Source organism: uncultured Nocardioides sp., assembly GCF_947489365.1.
GTDB lineage: Bacteria > Actinomycetota > Actinomycetes > Propionibacteriales > Nocardioidaceae > Nocardioides.
Genome location: NZ_CANLDB010000002.1, coordinates 618,296 through 635,636 on the forward strand (window position 1 = coordinate 618,296; position 17,341 = coordinate 635,636).

General features: G+C 74.0%; 14 protein-coding genes and 1 pseudogene. 2 read left to right on the forward strand and 13 right to left on the reverse strand.

What is annotated here, in order from left to right:
• Positions 1 to 6: 6 nt before the first annotated feature.
• From Q0858_RS08400 to Q0858_RS08435, 8 genes are all read right to left on the reverse strand, one after another.
• Positions 7 to 1,695 (reverse strand): hypothetical protein, encoded by a 1,689-nt coding sequence (locus Q0858_RS08400; protein ID WP_299052666.1) that lies wholly within the window; start codon positions 1,693 to 1,695, stop codon positions 7 to 9.
• A gap of 130 nt (positions 1,696 to 1,825) precedes the next feature.
• On the reverse strand, positions 1,826 to 3,442 hold the full coding sequence (locus Q0858_RS08405; RefSeq protein ID WP_366916003.1) for a delta-60 repeat domain-containing protein: 1,617 nt from the start codon (positions 3,440 to 3,442) through the stop codon (positions 1,826 to 1,828).
• A 176-nt stretch (positions 3,443 to 3,618) separates the two neighbouring features.
• Positions 3,619 to 5,238 carry a hypothetical protein gene (locus Q0858_RS08410; RefSeq protein WP_299052671.1) on the reverse strand — a complete coding sequence of 540 codons (1,620 nt, stop codon included), beginning with the start codon at positions 5,236 to 5,238 and terminating at the stop codon, positions 3,619 to 3,621.
• A gap of 124 nt (positions 5,239 to 5,362) precedes the next feature.
• Positions 5,363 to 6,262, reverse strand: coding sequence for a sulfotransferase domain-containing protein (locus tag Q0858_RS08415; protein ID WP_299052674.1), 900 nt, complete (start codon positions 6,260 to 6,262; stop codon positions 5,363 to 5,365).
• Positions 6,259 to 7,827 (reverse strand): MATE family efflux transporter, encoded by a 1,569-nt coding sequence (locus Q0858_RS08420; RefSeq protein WP_299052677.1) that lies wholly within the window; start codon positions 7,825 to 7,827, stop codon positions 6,259 to 6,261. The genes Q0858_RS08415 and Q0858_RS08420 overlap by 4 nt, the downstream gene beginning before the upstream one ends.
• A gap of 2 nt (positions 7,828 to 7,829) precedes the next feature.
• Entirely contained in the window at positions 7,830 to 8,768 is a 939-nt protein-coding gene (locus Q0858_RS08425) for a glycosyltransferase family A protein (protein WP_299052680.1), read from the reverse strand.
• Positions 8,765 to 9,901, reverse strand: a complete 1,137-nt coding sequence (locus Q0858_RS08430) for a hypothetical protein (protein ID WP_299052682.1) — start codon at positions 9,899 to 9,901, stop codon at positions 8,765 to 8,767. Before Q0858_RS08430 ends, Q0858_RS08425 begins: the two co-directional genes overlap by 4 nt.
• Entirely contained in the window at positions 9,901 to 11,295 is a 1,395-nt protein-coding gene (locus tag Q0858_RS08435) for an O-antigen ligase family protein (RefSeq protein WP_299052684.1), read from the reverse strand. The genes Q0858_RS08430 and Q0858_RS08435 overlap by 1 nt, the downstream gene beginning before the upstream one ends.
• 32 nt (positions 11,296 to 11,327) lie before the next feature.
• Between Q0858_RS08435 and Q0858_RS08440 the strand changes: the two genes are divergently transcribed.
• Positions 11,328 to 11,873, forward strand: a complete 546-nt coding sequence (locus Q0858_RS08440; protein ID WP_299052686.1) for a DapH/DapD/GlmU-related protein — start codon at positions 11,328 to 11,330, stop codon at positions 11,871 to 11,873.
• Between the two features lie 165 nt (positions 11,874 to 12,038).
• Here Q0858_RS08440 and Q0858_RS21525 read toward each other — a convergent pair.
• From Q0858_RS21525 to Q0858_RS08450, 3 genes and pseudogenes are all read right to left on the reverse strand, one after another.
• Positions 12,039 to 12,494: pseudogene (locus Q0858_RS21525) on the reverse strand (glycosyltransferase); the annotation flags it as partial.
• Positions 12,437 to 12,916 carry a UDP-N-acetylglucosamine--LPS N-acetylglucosamine transferase gene (locus Q0858_RS08445; protein ID WP_299052690.1) on the reverse strand — a complete coding sequence of 160 codons (480 nt, stop codon included), beginning with the start codon at positions 12,914 to 12,916 and terminating at the stop codon, positions 12,437 to 12,439. The pseudogene Q0858_RS21525 and the gene Q0858_RS08445, both read right to left, overlap by 58 nt.
• A gap of 13 nt (positions 12,917 to 12,929) precedes the next feature.
• Entirely contained in the window at positions 12,930 to 14,450 is a 1,521-nt protein-coding gene (locus Q0858_RS08450; protein ID WP_299052693.1) for an exopolysaccharide biosynthesis polyprenyl glycosylphosphotransferase, read from the reverse strand.
• A gap of 308 nt (positions 14,451 to 14,758) precedes the next feature.
• On the opposite strand from Q0858_RS08450, the gene Q0858_RS08455 reads away from it, so the two are divergent.
• Positions 14,759 to 15,517: a TetR/AcrR family transcriptional regulator gene (locus Q0858_RS08455; protein ID WP_299052695.1), complete on the forward strand. Its 759-nt coding sequence runs from the start codon at positions 14,759 to 14,761 to the stop codon at positions 15,515 to 15,517.
• 22 nt (positions 15,518 to 15,539) lie between these two features.
• Here Q0858_RS08455 and pth read toward each other — a convergent pair whose 3' ends face one another.
• Both pth and Q0858_RS08465 read right to left on the reverse strand, forming a co-directional pair.
• Positions 15,540 to 16,136: an aminoacyl-tRNA hydrolase gene (pth, locus tag Q0858_RS08460; protein WP_299052697.1), complete on the reverse strand. Its 597-nt coding sequence runs from the start codon at positions 16,134 to 16,136 to the stop codon at positions 15,540 to 15,542.
• Positions 16,133 to 16,831 carry a 50S ribosomal protein L25/general stress protein Ctc gene (locus Q0858_RS08465; protein WP_299052700.1) on the reverse strand — a complete coding sequence of 233 codons (699 nt, stop codon included), beginning with the start codon at positions 16,829 to 16,831 and terminating at the stop codon, positions 16,133 to 16,135. The genes pth and Q0858_RS08465 overlap by 4 nt, the downstream gene beginning before the upstream one ends.
• Positions 16,832 to 17,341: the final 510 nt, after the last annotated feature.

The window sequence follows — 17,341 nt, forward strand, 5'->3', positions numbered from 1 at the left end:
GCCCCCTCAGGGCCGGCCGACGGTGAGCACGGCCGTCCGGCCCGACATCAGCCGGTTCCCCGCCGGGTCGCTGACGCGCACGCGGTAGCGGACCCTCTGCCCGCGCTTCACGCCCTTGTCCTGGAACGCCACCGTGCGCGGGGCGTAGAAGAACGACTGCCGGGACAGCGTCCTGATCCGGCGCTCCTTCTGCCCCTGCACGGTGCGGAAGACCTCGTAGGTCAGATCGATGTCGTCTCGGTCGAAGCCGAGCCTGAACGCCACCCGCGCGCGGGCGCACCCCCGGCAGGTGCTGGCCGAGGGCACGGCGGCCTGCGACGGCCGCGCGGAGCCGCGGGCGAAGCGCACCAGGTTGTTCTGCAGCTGGTCGTTGACCCGGTTGTAGCCGCCGCCCATGACCAGCTGGGTGCGACCGCTGTCGACGGTGAACGCCCGCGACAGCAACCGCGTCTCGTCCGTCTGGCCGGAGGTCAGGACGAAGTAGGGCCGGACCTTGCCGTTCGCGTTGTTCACCGCGTGGACGGCGAGCCGGATGCGGGGGTTCTGCTCGGGCATGCCGCCCGCCGGCCCGCAGTTGTGGGCGTGGGAGCCGACGTACACGTCGGGGCCGACCGGCTGGATGGCGTAGGTGTCGCCGTAGCAGTTGGCGTACCACCGCACCGCGCCGGTGGTGTCGTCCAGGCGGTAGACGCCCTCGGTGCGCTCCTTCAGGTCGCCGCGCGAGTCGGACCGGGCGCCCACGTAGATCGTGCCGTCGCCGCCCGACTCGATCACGGTGGCCCAGGTGCGGTTGCCCCGCAGGTACGGCTGGGCCCAGGTGCCCTGCAGGTTCCTGCCCGTGGTCGCGGACACGGGGGCGAAGCCCTGGACGGTGCGCCCGTTCGCCTTCGTGAAGGTCCCGCCGAGCAGGACGTTCTGGCTGTCCCCGGAGACGCCGACGGAGACGACGCGCACGGCCTCCTTGGGCGAGAGCGTCGTGGAGATCCGGGGGGCGAAGCCGGTGACGTCGCCGGTGGCGATGTCGAAGGCCGCGGCGAACCGCCGGTCGGGGTTGTCACCGGCCCGCTGGAAGGTCCCACCGACGTACAGGGTGCGACCGTCGGGCGAGACGCTCAGCGCGTGGACCGGGCCGTCGACGCCCGTGCCCTGCGGCCAGGATCGGCCGATGCTCCCGAGCAGCTGCCCGGTCGTGGTGTCGAAGCGGGCGATGTAGTTGACGACCGTGTCGCCGGCCCGGTTGAAGTCCCCACCGACCCACAGGGTGCCCCCGTCGGGCGACAACGCGGTCGCACGCACGACCGGGCTCTCGACGTTCGGGCACTTCTCGCAGTCCTGGAACGTCAGCGGCGTGCTCAGGAAGCTGCTCGGCTGGCCGGTGCGCTCGTCGAAGGACGCGAGGTAGCCCTGCCGCGTCTCACCTGTGCCGGCCGCGGCGCCGGCGGGCCGGGTGGACGTGAAGTTGCCCCCGGCGACGACCTGGCCGTTGACGGTCTCGAGGGTGAGCACCGGGCCGTTCGTCTGGCCCATCCCCGGGTCACCCGCGTCGACGGCGCCCTTGAACAGCGTGTGCCCCGGCTCGTACGCCGCCGCCGGGGCGCTCACGCCGCCGAGCAGGGCGGCGACGCCGGCCACCAGTGCCAGTGCTGCCGCGCCCAGGGTGGTGCGGCGGCGGCGCCGGTCGTTGATCGTCCCCATGATCGACCTCCGAGTCGGGTCCGGTGCTGCAGGAAGGTGCTGCCTCAGTGTGCGGCAGGCGTGGGCATCGACGGCTCCGTCCCCGCCGGCGAGGGCCTCCCGGCGGGAACGGAGGATCCGGGGCCCGCGCTCAGCCGACCGTCACGTCGGGCGTGCGGACGCTCATGACCTGGTTGCCGGCGGGGTCGCTGACCCGCACCCGGTAGTAGACCTTCTGACCCGTGGTGACCCCGGTGTCGCGCCAGGTGAACGTCTCGGTGCGCCACTTCACCGACTCCCGCGTCTCGGTGTACAGCGGGACGTCGGTGCGCCAGCCGCGGAAGACCTCGTAGGTCAGGTTGACGTCGTCGCGGTCGAAGCCGAGCCGCACCCGCAGGTCGACGTACCCGGGACCCGCCGTCGCGGTGGGGTACGCCGCGCGCTCGGGCGCCGAGGACCCCGCGAGGAAGCGGGTGAGGTTCTCCTGGGGGCTGCTGTTGACGGAGTTGAAGCCGCCGCCCATGACGAGCTGGTTGCCGTCGCTGGCCAGGGCGCGCGACAGCAGCAGGCTGCGCTGGTCCTGCTTGGTGCCGTCGGTCTGCACGAAGTAGGGCCGCAGCTGCCCGGTCGCCCGGTCGAGGGCGTGGATGGCGAGGTAGGTGCGCGGGTTGAGCTCCGGCTGGCCGCCGAGCGCCCCGCAGTTGTGGTTGTGCGAGGCGACGTAGACGTCGTTGCCGACGACCTGGACGCCGAAGGTGTCGCCGTAGCAGTTGGCGTACCAGGTGCGGGCGCCCGTGGTGGCGTTGATGGAGTTGACGCCCTCGGTGCGGTCCGCGGAGGGCGAGAAGTCGTCGCGGCTGCCGACGTACACGTCGTTGCCCGCCACCTCGATGGCCGTGCCCCAGCTGTACGGCGGGGTCAGGTAGTTGCCCGCGAAGCCCGCGGCCAGCGAGCCGTCGGACGCGTTCGTGGCCGCGAAGCCCTGCTGGGCCAGGCCGTTGACCTGCTGGAACGGGCCGGCGACGAACACGCGCTGGTTGTCCGAGGAGACCCCGAGGGCCGAGACGCGCAGCGCCTCGTTCCGCGTCGGGGAGGCGAGGGTGGGTGCCCACGGCAGGGTCTGGTTGGTGACGAGGCTGATCGCCCCGAGGTTCTTGCGCTTGGCGTTGCCGACCCGGCTGAAGCGACCGCCGACGTAGAGGGTGCTGCCGTCGGGCGAGACGGCGAGCGCCCCGACCGGGCCGTCGACACCGTTCTGGCCGACCCCGCCGAGGAACGCGCCCGTCCTGGCGTTGAAGCGGGCGATGTAGTCGGCGCGCTGGCCGTCGACGCGGTTGAACTCGCCGCCGACGATCAGCTGCGAGCCGTCCGGGGTCAGCACCGAGGTGCGGACGACGCCCTGGTTGCCGTTGAAGGAGTTCGTGAGCTGGGGCGCGAAGGAGGTGATCGGGGCGCCGGTGGTGGCGTCGAACGCGGCGAGGTTGGCGGCCCCCGTCTCGCCCGTGCCGCGGGCCGCGCCCGACGGGCGGGTCGAGGTGAAGTTGCCCCCCGCGTAGATGCGGCCGGCGGCGACCTCGAGGGTCCACACGGCGCCGTTGGTCTGGCCCATCGTGGTGGGGGAGCCCTGCATCACGGTGTGGACGGGGTCCCAAGCCTGGGCGGGTGCGGTGGTGAGGGACGTGACGACCCCCAGGGAGAGCAGACCGGCGGACAGGAGCGTCGCGGCCCGGCGGAAGCCGGTGCGACCCGAGATCGTGCGACGCGACATGCTCACGTGGTCTTCCTGTGTGGGCGCGGCGCGGCCCTGTCCGCGTCGCTCTGCTCAGTGAACGGTAGGTAACTGGGCTCAAGCGCCTCGACGCGGAAACTCAAGGTTTCCGCAAGACCTCCCGTGAACGGTGTTCTCGTGTGGCGAAGGGGGTTCACGGGACTCATGTGATCAGCTCAACCGACCGTGGTGTCGGGCGTGCGGACGCTCATGACCTGGTTGCCGGCCGGGTCGCTGACCCGGACCCGGTAGTAGACCTTCTGGCCCGGCGTGACCGCGGTGTCGCGCCATGTGAAGGACTCGGTGCGCCACTTCACCGACTCGCGCGTCTCGGAGTACACCGGCACGTCGGTCCGCCACCCCCGGAACACCTCGTAGGTGAGCTGGGTGTCGTCGCGGTCGTAGCCGAGCCGGATCCGCAGGTCGACGTAGCCCGGCCCCGCGGTCGCCGTCGGGTACGCCGCCCGCTCCGGCGCTGCCGAGCCCGGCAGGAAGCGGGTAAGGTTCTCCTGGTCGGAGCCGTTGACCTTGTTGAACCCGCCGCCCATCACGAGCTGGGTGCCGTCGCTGGCGAGGGCCCGGGACAGCAGCAGGCTGCGCTGGTCCTGCTCGACGCCGTCGGTCTGCACGAAGTAGGGCCGCACGACACCGGTCGACCGGTTCAGGGCGACGACCGCCAGGTAGGTGCGGGGGTTGACCTCGGGGTGGCCACCGGCCCGCGAGCAGTCGTGGGCGTGGGTGGCGACGTACACCTCGTCGCCGAGGACCTGGAGCCCGAAGGTGTCGCCGTAGCAGTTGGCGTACCAGGTGCGGGCACCCGTGGTGGCGTCCAGCCTGGTCACGCCCTCGGTACGGCGGAGGTCACCGCCGGTGTTGTCGGCCCGGGAGCCGACGTAGACCTCGTTGCCGGCGACCTCGATCGCGGTGCCCCAGCTGTACGGCGCGAAGAGGTAGTCGCCGCGGAAGCCCGCGGCGAGCGTGCCGTCCGCGGCGTTGGTGGCGGCGAAGCCCTGCTGGGCCTGGCCGTTGACCTGCCGGAACGGGCCGCCGAGGAACACGCGCTGGTTGTCGGAGGAGACGGCCAGCGCGGTCACGCGCAGGGCCTCGTTGCTGGTCGGCAGCGCGACGGTGGGCGCCCACGGGAGCGTCCGGTTCGTGGTCAGGCTGATGGCGCCGACGTTGCGGCGGGTGGCGTTGCCGACGCGGCTGAAGCGCCCGCCGACGTACAGGGCGGTGCCGTCGGGCGAGACCGCCAGCGAGCTGACGGGTCCGTCGACGCCGTTCTGCCCGACCCCGCCGAGGAACGCGCCGGTGGCGGCGTCGAAGCGGGCCAGGTAGTCGGCCCGCTGGCCGTCGACCCGGTTGAAGTCGCCGCCGACGATGAGCTGGGAGCCGTCCGGGGTGAGCACCGAGGCGCGGACGACGCCCTGCCGGCCGGTGAAGGCGTTCGTCAGCTGCGGCGCGAACGACGTGATCGGGGCGCCGGTGGTCGCGTCGAAGGCGGCGAGGTTCGCGATCTGCGTCTCCCCCGTGCCGCGGGCGGAACCCGACGGGCGCGTCGAGGTGAACTCGCCGCCGGCGTAGATGCGGCCGCCCGCGACCTCGAGGGTCCACACGGCACCGTTCGTCTGACCCGTCGCGGTCGGGGAGCCCTGCATCGCCGTGTGCACCGGGTCGAAGGCCTGGGCGGGCGCGACGCCCAGGGCGGTCACCACGCCCAGCGAGACGAGGCCGGTGGCGAGGAACGTCGCAGCACGGCGGAGACCGGTGCGACCCGAGGACGTACGACGCGACATGCTCACGACTCTTCCTGCGACGAAGGGGGCGCGCACGCTCGTGCGACGCGCTGCCTCCACGGTGCGCGGGGCACCTCAAGCGCCGCCCGGCGACGACTCAGCAATCCCACAAGATCACCCGGGCTCACCACCACGTCGGCTCGCCGAGCAGGTCGGCGAGGGCCTGGTTGTGGGGGGCGTAGTGCGCACGCAGCCCCTCCTCCAGCGCGGGGTCCATCGGGTCCTCCGGACGGCCGCGGTTGCGCTTGGCACCCGCCAGCCCGACCCGGTCGATGCCGACGAACTCCTGGATGCGGCCCAGGGTGTCGTCGGGGTCGGCGTACAGGTCCTCGCTGCGCAGGACGAGCACGCGGTCGCGGCCGTAGGCGTCGAACCACCGCTTCACCTGCGGTGCGTACTCGCCGCGGGTGCGGTAGGAGAACCAGTCCCAGGGGCGGCTGTAGTAGCCGGGCTCGGTGAGCATCCGCTCCTGCTCGCCGGCCAGCCGCTCGGGCTCGGCCGCGAGCGCCTCGGCGAACGGCAGGGTCTCGACGCCGGCGCGGGTGCGCTCCTGGTGGTGCGAGCGCGCGCGGACGACGGGGTCGCGCAGCAGCATCACGATCCTCGCCGCGGGCAGCAGCGCGCGGGCCCGCTCGGCGACGCGGGGGTCGAACAGGTAGAACGGGCTGGCCTCGAACGCCACCGCGGCCCCGTGCCGGGCCGCGTGCCGGCGGCGGGCGGCCCGGGTCGGGAAGTGGCCGAGGTACCAGTCCGGCCCGCGGTCGGTGTAGCGGTAGAAGTAGTGCGGGCTCTTGATGTTCTTCGCGGCAGGGACGGTGGTCATCACCTGCGGGTGGGTGACCAGCGTGGACCAGGTGAACGTCGTCCCCCCGCGCTTGGTGCCGACCACCAGGAAGTCCGGGCCCTGCCGCAGGCCGGCGCTCGCGGTGGTCGCGGCGCGGATGCCCGACTCGACGACGTCCTTGGCGCCCTGCGGCAGCAGCCGCTTGGCGAGGGTCGACGGGCTCGTGGCTGCGCTGGTCATCGTCGTGCTCCGATCAGTGCGCGGACCTCGCCGAGGTGCAGCCGGTGGCGCAGCGGCAGCAGCAGGGCGACGTACAGGAGGAGGGAGACGGGCAGCTGGACGGCCAGGCCGAGCAGGCCCGGGCCGAGGACCAGCACCACCGCCAGCGCGGGCAGCCCGAAGGCGAGCACGGCGACGCCGCCGGCCAGGCCGACCTCGCGCCAGGGCAGCGCCACGTCGACGCGGCCGCGGCGCCGCAGCGCGCAGAGGACCGAGTCGCTCGTCAGCGCCAGGCACCACGCGACGGCCGCGCCCGGGAGGCCCCACACCGGGATCAGCAGCAGGCCGAGGCCCAGGTTGAGGCCGAGCGAGACCACCGAGTTGGCCGCGGTGAGCCGGCTCAGGCCGGCCATGAGGAGCATCGAGTTGATGTTGCCGAGCGCCAGGTAGCCGAGCAGGCCCAGGCACATCACGGTCAGCGCGGGGGCCGCGGCGGTGAACTCGGGACCGACCAGCGACATCACGAGCGGCGAGAAGGCGGCGAGGGTCAGGAACATCGGCCAGGACAGCAGCACCAGCCAGGTCGTCGACATGGCGTGCACCTCGGCCGCCTCGTCGTGCCGGTCGCGGGCGAAGGCGGAGGCGAGCAGCGGCGCGGTGACGATCCGCAGCGCCTCCATCGCCATGATCCCGGTGGTGACGAAGCGGCTCGCGGCCGCCCAGACGCCGGCGGCGGCCGGACCCAGCAGGAGACCGACGAGGAGCACGTCGGCCCACTTGATGCCGATCTCGCACAGCGAAGCGAGGCCGCGGGGCAGGTTGAAGGCCCACGCCTCACGCAGGACCTGGCGTCGGGGTCGGGGGGCGATCCCCGACGCCAGGCGATCGTGGCGCAGCGTCCGGCGCAGCAGGCCGAACGCCACGAGGTCCATCAGGACCAGGGGGACGGTCCAGGTCCACAGCAGCAGCGCCGTCGGCCCGTCGGTCAGCCAGAGCAGACCGAGCAGGAGGAGGCGGCCGGTGGGGAGCCAGACCTGGTAGAGCAGGACGAAGGTCCGCGCGCCACCCAGCGAGCGGGTGCCGTTGACGCTCGCCTGGCCGACGGCCGAGAAGACGAGCGTGAGCGCGAGCACGAGCAGGAAGGTGCGGCCGAGGTTGACGTCGTCCGGGGTGAGGACGGCGGCCAGCGGGCCCGCGAGGGCGGCGAGGCCGCCGGCCACCACGAGGCTCCAGGCCAGCATCGGGGCGAGGATCGCGCTCGAGACCCACCAGGCGTCCTCGTGGGCGCCGGTGGCGCGGTACGCCGCGACGCTGCGGACCAGGCCGCTGTCGCCGCCGGCCATGGCCACGACGTTGAGGATCATGAAGACGGCGACGGCCATGAAGTAGAGGCCGGACAGCTCGGCGCCGAACCAGCGGCCGACCAGCACCGTCAGGGCGAAGCCGGCGAGCGCGGCGTACACCGAGCCGGCGAGGGTCATCGCCCCGGAGCGCGCCAGGCCCTTCCGGTCCGCGCCGGCGGGGGTGGGACCGGGGGTCCGACCGGCGTCGGGACGACGCTCGGTGGGCTCGCTGGACACGGTCACGATCAGATCCCCCGGCCCCTCGCGTGGAGGGCGCGCTGCAGCCGGTCGGCGGAGACGACCCGCGACAGCACGAGCAGCGTGAGCGCGATGCGCGGCTCGCGGCGGTTGTCGGCGCGGGCGGCGCGCAGCCACCGGCGGGCCTCCGCCCGCTCGCCGAGCGCGGCGTGGGCGAAGGCGATCTGCGCCTCGATGCGGGCCCGGCCGGCGCGCTGGCGCTCGAACTCCGGGTAGCGCCGCAGCATCTCGGTCAGGGCGTCGGCGATCATGCGCCACCGGCTGAAGAAGAACGAGCCGCCGTTCCACTCGATGTCCGCGACCACCTCGGGCACCAGGCGGATCGTTCCGAGGCGCGCGAGCTTGAGCAGCTGGTCGTAGTCCTCGGCGTACCCCCCGGGCAGGGAGGCGTCCCAGCCGTCGACCTTCTCCAGCGGCTCCCGGCGGAACAGCATCGCCGAGGAGTGCAGCTCCATGATCCGGTCCGCGAGGAGCTCGTCGAGGCCCACCTCGGCGAACGGAGCCCGGCGCAGCGTGACCGTGTCGCCGCGGACGATGCGGATGCTGCCGCCGACGGCGACCGACTCGGGGTGCGCCTCGAGCTCGGCCACGCCCAGCGCGAGCCGGTCCGGCGTCCACACGTCGTCGTCGTCGCAGAGGGCGAGGTAGTCCTCGGTGAGCGCCTCCATGCCGGTGTTGCGGGCACCGCACTGCCCGGGCTCGCGCTGGTTGAGGTGCACGGTGAGGGTCTGCCGGTCGGGCTCGGGCGGCTCGGGGAGCTCGAGGTGGTCCGGGACCTCCCCGTCGATGACGACGGCGACGTTGACCTCGCCGGCGTAGCTCTGCGTCCAGACGGCCTCCAGGGCGCGTGCCAGCAGGCCGAACCGGTCGCGGGTCGCGATCACGACCCCGACCGGCGGCTGCGTGCCCGTCCCCTGTGCGCTCACGCCGAGGCCGCCCACCTGCGGCCGCCGGCCGTCGCGATGCCGAAGCAGGGGGCGTCGACGAAGTCGAGGCGGGCCACGGTCTGGTCGATCTCGTCGACGCGGGTGATGCCCTCGACGCCGATGAGGACGATGCCGTCGCAGGACGCGGCCTCGTCGAGGCCGTCGACGGTCTCGAGGTCGACGGGGACGACCCGGACCTCGAGGTCGGGTGCGGCCTCCGCGAGCTGGCGACGGACGACGCCGACGAGGTCGTCGCGACCCTTCGCCATGACGTCGACACCGAGGCGGACGTGGCGCGCGTCGTCGCCGTCGACCCCGCCGAGGCGGCGCCCGACCCCGAGCATCGCGGCGACGCCGGCGATCCCGACGCTGGCCCGGCCCTCGAGGGCACCGAGGTCACGGACGCCGGGCACGGACACCGCACCCCGGCGGCGCAGGCGCGGCGAGCGGGCCTCCAGGAGGTACGCCGCCACCACGGCCAGCAGCAGGCCCGCGAGGCCACCCGCGAGGGGCAGCACCCCGGTGGGCAGCGCGCTCTCCTCGGCGGTGTCCTCGGCCGGCTGCGCGATCTGGCCGACGTCGACGATCGTGCTGTTCAGGCTCTGGCTCTGCTGGCGCAGCCGGTTGGTCTGCGTGGCCGGGGCCGTCTCGATCAGGTTGTAGACCTTCTGCTTCTGTCGCTGCCAGCGCTCGAAGGCGTCGGCCTGGGCGGCCTCCAGGTAGGCGACCGAGGCGGCGTCCGCCCCGGCCTCGGCGTCGACGGCCGTCGGGGCGGTGTACCGGAAGTCGATGAAGGAGGTGCCGTCGCGCACGGCGACGGTGAGGCTGTCCTCGACCTCCTCGACGTCCGTGCCGAGCTCCTCGGCGATGGCCGCGTGGACCGGCCGGGTCGCGGCCAGGGCGACCGAGTCCTCCGCCGAGGCAGGCGCCGGCGCCAGCTCCAGGATCCGCACCAGGCCGGGCCCCACCTGCACCGTCGCCGTCGCGGTGGCCGAGACGGGCGCGAGCGGGATCGCGGCCACCCCGAGGCCGATGCCGGCGAGCGTGCAGACGAGCAGGAGGACCCAGCGGTCGCGGGCGGCGGGGAGGATCCCCGTCACGGGACGCAGGGGCTCAGGCGTGTGGGCGCTCATCAGGAGTGCTTCCTCTCGGGGCGTCGGCGGTCGAGGTACGGACCGCCGGCGGGCTCGGGTGTGGTGCGGGGGTCGGCGGACCGGTCGGTCCCCTCCCCCCTCCTCCCCGTCGCGCACACCGCGAGCGCGAAGAGCGCCGTGGCGAGCGGGACCGGGAGGATGTCGTAGAACGCGGTCTGCACGACGACCACGACGCCGGTGGCGTGGAGCCACAGGTCGGGCGAGGCGGCGCGGGCGGGCCGGGAGTGCCACCAGATCGCGGCGATCGTGCCGAGCAGCAGGGCGGCGCCGACCAGGCCGTGGGAGACCATGGTCGTCCAGAGCTGCCCGTGGGTGCCGATGGAGACGTCGTTGCTGTCGGCGAGGCCCTCCGAGGACTGCGGGGCGCCGTACCCGAAGAACGGGGAGCGCAGGGCCAGCTCCCACGAGGCCTGGTAGAGGGTCTCGCGGGTGCTGACGTTGCTGTACTCGAAGCGGCTGGTGAGGGTGTCGAGCAGCCCGGGCACGGTGGCGACGACGGTGGCGACGACCCCGGCGCCCCCCAGGACGCCGAGGAGCACCTTCGGGCGGCCGGCGGCGACCCGGACCACCATCACGTAGACGACGGCGACGGTGATGGACACCCAGGCGCCGCGGTTCACCGAGATCAGGATCGGGACCGCCGAGACCGCCAGGAGGACGGCGATCAGGACGCGGCGACGACGGGTCGCCGCGGTGAGGGCGCCGTGGACGGCGACCGGGGTCAGGATCCCCATCGCCGCGGCCCAGTCGTTGGTGTACGGGAACAGCGCCGCGGGCCGGGCGGTCTGGTAGAGCTGGTCGAACTCGGTGAAGCGGGCGCGCGTCATCGCCACGACGTACGGGTTGTTGATGCCGACCGTGCGCAGCGCCGTGCCGAACGGCGTCGGGATCTCCAGCGGCGCGACCAGCAGCCCCGGCAGGGCGAGCAGGACCGCCGCGCCCCAGAGGGCGAGCAGCCAGCCGAGCACCCGGCGGCGGTCGAGCCCACGGTGCAGGGCGTTCCACACGAAGAACGCCATGATCGCGACGGCGACGTACAGCGTGGTGCGCAGGCCGTACGCCAGGGCGTACCGCGCGGACGTCAGCATGAGCGCCGAGATCAGCACCCAGCCGAGGAAGACCAGCAGGACGCCGTACCCGGGCGGCAGGACGACCTGGCGGCGGTTGGTGACGAGCCAGGCCAGCAGCGGGAGCGCGGCGACGGGCCACAGCGGGATCTGGATGCCCAGCACCCACCACAGCGGGTAGCCGAGCAGCAGGACGGCGAGCGGGCGGGCGGCCCGCGCCACCGCGGCGCGCCCGTCGGCGCGACGCTCCTCGCGGGGCGCCACGCGGCGGCCGGGGTGCTGGCGGACCAGGTCGGTGACGGTCATCGGCGGACCTGCCGGTGCTCTACCCTCGGCGCATGCTCGCCGCCCTGCTCCGGGCCCTGCGCCTCGACGGCGCCATCGCCGTCCGGCACCTCGTCCTCACCGTGCTCGCCGGGTCCGCGCTGACCCCGCGGCCCCTGCGCTTCGCGGTCTACCGCCTCGCCGGCCTCGACGTGCGCACCCCGAACATCTTCAGCGGCACCCGGATCACCGGCACCGACCTGCACATCGGGCGCGGCACCTTCCTCAACCACGACTGCTACCTCGACGTCGCGCGGGGACGCGTCGACATCGGTGAGCGGTGCCACCTCGGCCCGCAGGTCATGATCCTCACCGCGACCCACGACCGCGACGGTGCCGGCGGCGCCACCAGCGAGTCGCGCTACCTCACCACCGTCGTCGGCGACCGCGTGTGGCTCGGCGCCCGGGCCACGCTGCTGCCCGGCGTGGTCGTCGGCGACGGCTGCGTCGTGGCCGCCGGTGCCGTGGTCGCGAGCGACTGCGCCCCCGGCGGCGTGTACGGCGGCGTCCCGGCGCGGCGGCTCCGCGAGGTCGACGACGCGACGTCCGGCCACGCGTGAGCGCAGGGTCCGCACGAGGCTGGAGCGTCGGCGCGGACGGGAGCCGAGGAGACCGTCCAGCTCGTCGCCGAGCCGGCGGAGCGAGGCCTGGGTCACGGGGTCGACGACGGCCTCGGGCCCGCCGACCGGCCTGACCCTGCCCTCGGCCCGCGCCGCGTGGACCTCACGGTCGAGGTCGTCGGCGTCGAGGGCCAGGCGGACCAGCCCGGCGCGCTCGGCGGCGGCGGCGAAGCGCAGCTGGTGGGAGTCGACGTGCTCGCCGCGACCGGGGTCGCGGGGCACGCAGACGGGTCGGTGGCCGAGGCGACGGGCGTCGCTGATCAGGCCGGGACCGCCGTGGCACACCACCGCCGAGGCCTCGGCGATCAGGGAGCGCAGCTGCGCGTAGGGCAGGTGGGGGTGACCCTCCGCCCGGCGCGGGGCCCGGGAGGTGCCGTGCTGGACGACGACGCGCACCTCGCGGCCACACCGGTCGCTCCAGCCGTCGGCGAGCTCCACCAGCCGGTCGAACGGGTGGTGGTCGGTTCCGGTCAGGAACAGCACGGGTCCCGAGAGGGGTGCACTCACAGGAGCGGCCCCACCAGGCGCGCGTCGGGGTACACGTCGAGCTGGCTGTCCCACTGGGCGATCCGTCGGGTCGTGAAGGGCGCCACCAGGCGGCCGGTCATGGTGGCCGAGTCGACGCGGTCGTAGACCTCGATGAAGACCGTCGGGATCCGCATGAGCCAGGCCACGACGAAGAACGGCACCGCGACGCCCGCGCCGGTCGAGAGCACGAGCGCCGGCCGCTCGGCCCGGACCACCCGGAGCGCGAGCCCCAGGTTGCGCAGGAGGTTCGGCACGTGGCGCGTGGTCGGCGAGTACGACGTCACCACCCGCTCGTCCGCGAGCTTGTCGCGGACGTCGGCGGTGTCGGGGCACACCCAGACGCGGTCGTGGGCGGCGTACCAGCCCCGGAGCGCGAGGAGCTGGGCCAGGTGACCGCCCTGGGTGCTGACCAGCAGCACCGGACCGCCCCCCGAGCCGCGGTCGGCGGGGTCCATCAGCCGGTGCCCATCAGTAGGCACCGTCCCTGCGCAGCACGGCGCGCAGCGTCCGCAGGCAGATGGCGAGGTCGCCGCCGACGGTGATGTTGTCGGTGTAGTGCAGGTCGAGCGCGACGGCGCGCTCCCAGGCCAGGTCCGAGCGGCCGCTGACCTGCCAGAGCCCGGTCAGGCCGGGCTTCACCGCGAGGCGGCGGCGGGTGGCCTCGTCGTACAGGGCCACCTCCTCCGGCAGCGCCGGGCGCGGACCGACGAGCGACATGTCGCCCTTGACGATGTTGATGAGCTGGGGCAGCTCGTCCAGCGAGGTGATCCGCAGCAGGCGACCGACGCGGGTGATGCGCGGGTCGCGGCGGATCTTGAACAGCACCGCGTCCGACTCGTTGGAGTGGGTGAGCAGGGTGCGCCGGTCCTCCGCGTCGTCGGTCATCGTGCGGAGCTTGTAGATCGTGAAGGGCCGGCCGTAGCGGCCGATGCGCGTCTGCGTGAAGAGGGCGTCACCGCGGGAGTCGAGGCGGATCGCCAGGGCCGCGACGCCGATGACCGGCGCGGCGATCGTGAGCAGCACCAGGCCGGCGAGCCGGTCGAACAGGATCTTGGCGACGGCGGCCAGCATGCGCGGACGCGGCGGGGCCACGGAGACGACGGTGCTGTCGGCGACGCCGGACACCGAGATGCGGTGCGGCGCGAGCGACCCGGACTCGTCGAGCACGCCCAGGTCGGCCCCGGTGTGCTCGAGGTGCCAGCTGAGCTTGCGGAAGGTGTCGGTCCCGATCCCGGCACCGCTCGTGGCGAGGACGAGGTCGACCTTCCAGGCGGTCACGGCGGCCGCGATGTCGGAGTGGCCCTCCTCGATGGGGGCGCCCGGGTAGCGGTGCACGTAGCCGGGGTCACCGTCCACGGTGATGTCGCAGAGGCCGACGACGATCGCGTCGCGGCGGTCGGACCAGCGGCGGAAGGCCGCGGCGGTGACCTCGGGCTCCCCGACCACGAGGACGCGCTTCGGCCCGCGGCGCCACACCCGCAGGGCGCAGAGGACGAGGGCGACCGCGGTCGCGAGCACGGCGACGAGCATCACGTCGAGCACGACGGCGCGGGCGGTGCCCGCGAGGACGGCGACGATGGCGGCGGCGGAGGCGACGTAGAACCCGGCGCGCAGCGGGACGTCCCAGGCGATCGCCGTCGAGGACCTCCCGGCGCCGAAGGCGACGCAGGCCACCAGCCAGCCGCCGAGCGAGGCTGCGGTCAGGGCGCCGGGCGACCCGGCGTACGTCGCGGCGCCGACGACGGCCAGCACGAGGACGAGGAGGTCCGCCAGGGACCGCACCGCCCCCAGGGAGGCGGCGCGCGGTGGACGGGCGTAGTCGGGACCCGCCGGGGCGGGCAGTATCGACGACACGTTCCGCGGCACGGACGGTTCCCGGGCGACGACACGGTCGTCGCCGGCGGCGACGGGGTCACCGGCAGCCCCCGCGGGCGGCACGCGGCCGGCCACGGAGAGCTGGGTGCTGCCCAGCGCTCGTTGCTTCGTCAACTCGAGGCCCCCCCTCGATAAAACCGGAGACGACCCCGGCCGTGCCACCGTTGCCCGGTGGCTCCAGGTCAGACCCGGTGCGCGTCGCGCACGAGCCTGCCCCACTTCGCCTTCACTTGAAGAACACTGTCCACAGTCACGAACAGCGTTGTCAATCGGAACCATTATTCCTGGCGCAAACGCTGAGCATTCATTGAGCGGACCACGTACCGATACCCTCGTCCCGGACCGGGCGGGCCGTGGGGGCCGCGCGCCGGCCGCGACTCGGGAGCGGTGGAGAGGTGCCGCCCGGAAGGAGGCGACCGCCGATGAGCTCGGCCGCGACCCCGGAGAGCCGCGACGACTCGGACTCCTCGGACTCCTCGGACGCCCCGGTCGAGACCCGCCGTGAACGCGCCCGTCGTCAGACCGTCGAGGAGATCAAGGCCGCGGCCCGCGAGCAGCTGACGCTCGCCTCGTCGGCCCGGTTCTCGCTGCGCGCGGTCGCCCGCGACGTCGGCCTGACCCCCTCGGCCATCTACCGCTACTTCGGCTCGCAGCAGGAGCTCGTCGGGGCCGTCGCGAAGGACGCCTACGCCTCGATCACCCGACGCTTCCACGAGGTGGCCGCGGAGACGGCGGACGAGGCCGCGGCGTACCGGCTGCGGGCCCTCGGACGGGCCTACCGCGTCTGGGCGCACGACCACACCGCGGAGTTCACCCTGATCTTCGGCACCGACCAGGAGGACCTGGGCGAGGGCCCCGGCGCCGTCGACCCGGAGACCCTCGTCGACTTCTTCGCCGTCCCGCTCGCGACGTACGTCCAGGGCGTCGCCACGGGCGAGATCTCCTCGAGGTTCGCCGACACGGGTCCGAACCCGCTGTCGGAGCGCACGATGACCTACCTCAGCGGCGCCGGCCTGGACATGGCCGACAACGACCTCAACCTGCTCGTGACCAGCTGGGCCGCGATGCACGGGTTCGTGGCGCTCGAGCTGTTCGGCCACCTGTCGCGGTTCTTCGACGACCCCGACGCGGCGTTCGAGCGCCAGCTCACCCTGATCGTCATGGCGCTCGGCGCCCGCTGAGCGCCGGGGTCCCTGCGCGACCTCACGAGTTGAAGCGCTGCTGCGTCCGCTCCAGGCCGTCGGTCACCAGCGACTCGACGGCGTCCGCGGCGAGCGCGACCTGGAGGTCGAGCTCGGGACGCTCGCGACGGGAGTAGTCGGACAGCACGAAGTCCGAGACCTCCTGGCGCCCGGGCGGACGCCCGATGCCGACCCGGACGCGGTGGAAGTCACCGGTCGCGAGCGACGTCCGCATCGAGCGGAGGCCGTTGTGGCCGTTGTCACCGCCGCCGAGCTTGCAGCGCAGGCTGCCGAACGGCAGGTCGAGCTCGTCGTGGACGGCGACGATCCGGGCCGGCTCGACGCGGTAGAACCCGGCGAGCGCCTTGACCGGCCCGCCCAGGTCGTTCATGTAGGTGCGGGGACGGGCGAGCACCACCCGCGGCGCGTCCGGTCCCGGCGGTCCGAGGCGCTCCTCGGCGACCTCCGCGCGGCCCGACTTGTGGGCGCGCAGACGGCCGCCGAGGCGCCTCAGCAGCTCGTCGACCACCAGGTAGCCGACGTTGTGGCGGTGGCCGGCGTACGACGGTCCCGGGTTGCCGAGACCGACGACCAGCCAGCCGCCGTCGTCCGCGGTCACTCCTTCTCGGAGTCCTCGGCCTCGCCGGACGCGTCGTCGTCGGACTCGCCCTCGGTGGCCTCGGCAGCGGCCTCGGCCTCCTCGTCGGACTCGTCGCGCTCGATGCCGGCCTCGGCCTCGGCCTCCTCCAGCTCGGCCTCGACCTCGGCGGCGGTGGGCGCGTTAGTGACGTTGACGATCAGCGCCTCGGGGTCCGTGAGCAGCGTGGAGCCCTCGGGCAGCACGAGCTCGGCGGCCGGGATCTGGGTGCCGACCTCGGCGCCCTCGACGGAGACCTCGATCGACTCGGGGATCGCGGTGGCCTCGGCCTCGAGGGAGACCGTGCCGGCCTCGGTCACGACCAGGGTCTCCGGGCCGGCCTCGCCGACGACGACGATCGGGACGTCGACGGTCACCTTCTCGCCGCGGCGCACGGCGACGAAGTCGATGTGCTCCAGGGTGCGGCGGATCGGGTCGGTCTGGATCTGCTTGGTCAGGGCGAGCTGCGTGGTGCCCTCGACGTCGATCTCCAGCAGCGCGTTCGCGCCACCGTTCTTCAGCGCCAGCCAGGTCGCGTGACCGGGCAGGCTGATGTGGACCGGGTCGTTGCCGTGACCGTAGATCACGGCGGGCACCTTGTCGGCGCGACGGATGCGACGCGCGGCGCCCTTGCCGAACTCGGTGCGGGTCTCGGCGGTGATCTTCTCGCTGGCCATGGGTGGGGCACTCCTCGTACGTCTGCGTGGTGGCGGGTGGGCCCGGCGGAGGGACTCGACGCCGGGCACGCGGAGCGCCCGCCAACGTCGATCACGGAGGCGCCTCCGGGCCGGACCCGGGTCGCTCTCCCTCGCCGAGGCAACCCCGCAACTGTAGTCGCCCCTCCAGCGGGCCTCCAAGTCGGCCCACCCCGCCTCGTCGCTGCCGGGCCGGCGGGCCGGCGGGCTGGCGGGCTGGCGGGAGTGGCCGGGCTGGCGGGCTGGCGGGCCGGCGGGCCGGCGGGCCGGCGGGCCGGCGGGCCGGCGGGAGTGGCCGGGCGTACGGGGCCGGGCTGAGGCCCGCCGGGCGGGGCCGGGCTGACGGAACCCCGTCCTGGCCCACGAAGCTTCGTCAGCCCGGTCGGGGTTTCACCAGCCGGCTGGCGAAACCGGAGGCCGGTGGGGCAGGTGGGACCTGCCGAGAGCGGCGTACGGCGCTCGCGGGGACCGGACCGGCGGACGCGGCGACCG